This window comes from Psychroflexus tropicus DSM 15496, assembly GCF_000378765.1.
GTDB classification, from domain to species: Bacteria; Bacteroidota; Bacteroidia; order Flavobacteriales; family Flavobacteriaceae; genus Psychroflexus; species Psychroflexus tropicus.
Map to the genome: position 1 here is coordinate 3,875 of NZ_KB905349.1, position 1,864 is coordinate 5,738.

Annotated in this window: 3 protein-coding genes; all 3 read right to left on the minus strand. The window is 32.6% G+C overall.

Annotation, left to right across the window (positions count from 1 at the left end):
• Positions 1–289 precede the first annotated feature (289 nt).
• The gene (locus tag F598_RS0114000) at positions 290–931 is read right to left on the minus strand and encodes a hypothetical protein (RefSeq protein ID WP_019039701.1); all 642 of its coding nucleotides are present in this window, start codon (positions 929–931) and stop codon (positions 290–292) included.
• A gap of 205 nt (positions 932–1,136) precedes the next feature.
• Complete coding sequence (locus tag F598_RS0114005) at positions 1,137–1,421, minus strand: addiction module antidote protein (protein WP_019039702.1); 285 nt, start codon at positions 1,419–1,421, stop codon at positions 1,137–1,139.
• A gap of 1 nt (position 1,422) precedes the next feature.
• Positions 1,423–1,725 carry a type II toxin-antitoxin system RelE/ParE family toxin gene (locus F598_RS0114010; RefSeq protein ID WP_019039703.1) on the minus strand — a complete coding sequence of 101 codons (303 nt, stop codon included), beginning with the start codon at positions 1,723–1,725 and terminating at the stop codon, positions 1,423–1,425.
• Positions 1,726–1,864 lie beyond the last annotated feature (139 nt).

Consider the following 1,864-nt stretch of genomic DNA (forward strand, 5'->3'; position numbering starts at 1 on the left):
AATCATCCATTCAGCCGACTGACTTTTCGTTTATCAGACCAAGCAATTAATGAAATTCTTTCACACAGTATTTTTTGATCAATTTACCTACAACGGACTTGTATATGGCTCGTAGCGTGTAAATTAGCGATTAATTTTCGGATGAGCTTGAGCCGAATTTTTTAATTTTCTTATTATCTTTTTTTATCAATAAGCCAAATTAAAAAATTTGGCGGACTTGCAAATATGCCTTAACTTCGATTATATAACTGCCCAGATATGAGCTATATACGTTGTTGTAACACGTATTTTATTCATCTGTCATTAAGTCGATAGCTTTCCAAATATATTCTTTTGAAAATTCTCCAAAGTAACTTATGAACTCATTATTTTCAGAAATGACCACAAAACTACTACAAGGATAATGTCGCTTGAAAAATAATCTTTCAATAGTTTGTTCAGGGTCTTTTATCCATTCTTTAAATCCATCATTTTTACCATACAATCCATCTTTAGTTTTGTAAACGTAAATGATATTAGATTCCTTTATTTTGTTAATCCCTTTTTCCATTTTTTTATACCAACTTCTAATCGTTCTTCTTGTTGCAGAACCACTTGAATTACAAGGGTCTTTTCCTGGATAGTAAACAATAACTAAAGGTTTACTTGAATCGATTATTTTATTTGTTGATGAAGTTAAAAGTGAATCTAAATATTTTCTGTTTTGTAATACTCCTTGGTTTTCTCTTAAGGAAAGGATTTTGTGGTTAATAGAATCTCCTTGGATGCTTAATAATCTATTTTTCCATTTTCTGTTATCAAATTCCGTTTTTGAAATCGGATTATAATTTTCATCAAAGTATTTAATATTATTATCAACTTTCTTGTTTTGGGAATACGAAAAACTTCCCATTAAAACTGCTATTATAAGGATTCGTAATGTTTTTTTCATATGTGTTACAACGGTCCAGGCTATGTGTAGTGCGGGTCAAACAAGCCTTTTAGTTTCAATTCAGCACAGACCATAGCGAGCCATTTTTATGTTTATTATTTTACTTCAATAAAGATACAAATTGCGAGCGGAAAAAGAAGCAGATAGTTTGAATTCAGCAATCCAGCCCGCATTACTTATAGCCGTTGTTGTGGTGCGTTTTCAATCACGCCGACATTGGTTTCACGTGAATTTGTCCGCCTATTGCCCTCAATACTTTCATTATTGTTTCGAATTGTGGTTTCGCACCGTCAGATAAAGCCTTGTATAGACTTGGTCGGCTCATTCCTGTTTTTTCTGCAATTTTAGTCATCCCAATTGATTTGGCAATATGCCCAATCGCAACAATTAAATCAGAGCTGTTTCCGTCTTCAAGAACGGTGTTCAGGTATTCAGCTATCATTTCTTCGCTGTCCAAATAGTCCGCTATGTCAAATTTTGTTGTTTCCATTTCAGTTGTCTTTTATTCTATTCCAAATTTTTTTAGCTTTTTCAATATCTTTTTGTTGAGTTGATTTCTCTCCACCGATAAGAAGTATAACAAGTTTAGTTTCCTTATTTTTAAAATAAACTCGATACCCTTTTGCGTAATTAATTCTCATTTCGCTAATTCCATCTCCCACAGGTTTACAGTCTCCATAATGTTCATCAGTTTCAAGTTTCTGAATCCGAAAGAGTATTTTAGATTTAGCGCGAATGTCTTTCAGTTTTCTTAACCACTTATCAAACTCAGTTGTTTTTTCAATTATTATCATCTATAAAGTGTATTCACTTAGATACAAATATAAACAATAATTTAGACTAGAAGAAGTAGAATTGGAATATTCAGTAGATTCGCTGTAAATGCACCACAACGGTTCGTGTGTATAGCTGCGTTGCGAACAAACTGGCGCA

Coding starts and splice junctions, on each gene's coding strand:
- F598_RS0114005 (WP_019039702.1), bottom strand. CDS start 1,421: ATGGAAACAACAAAATTTGACATAGCGGACTATTTGGACAGCGAAGAA.
- F598_RS0114010 (WP_019039703.1), bottom strand. CDS start 1,725: ATGATAATAATTGAAAAAACAACTGAGTTTGATAAGTGGTTAAGAAAA.
- F598_RS0114000 (WP_019039701.1), bottom strand. CDS start 931: ATGAAAAAAACATTACGAATCCTTATAATAGCAGTTTTAATGGGAAGT.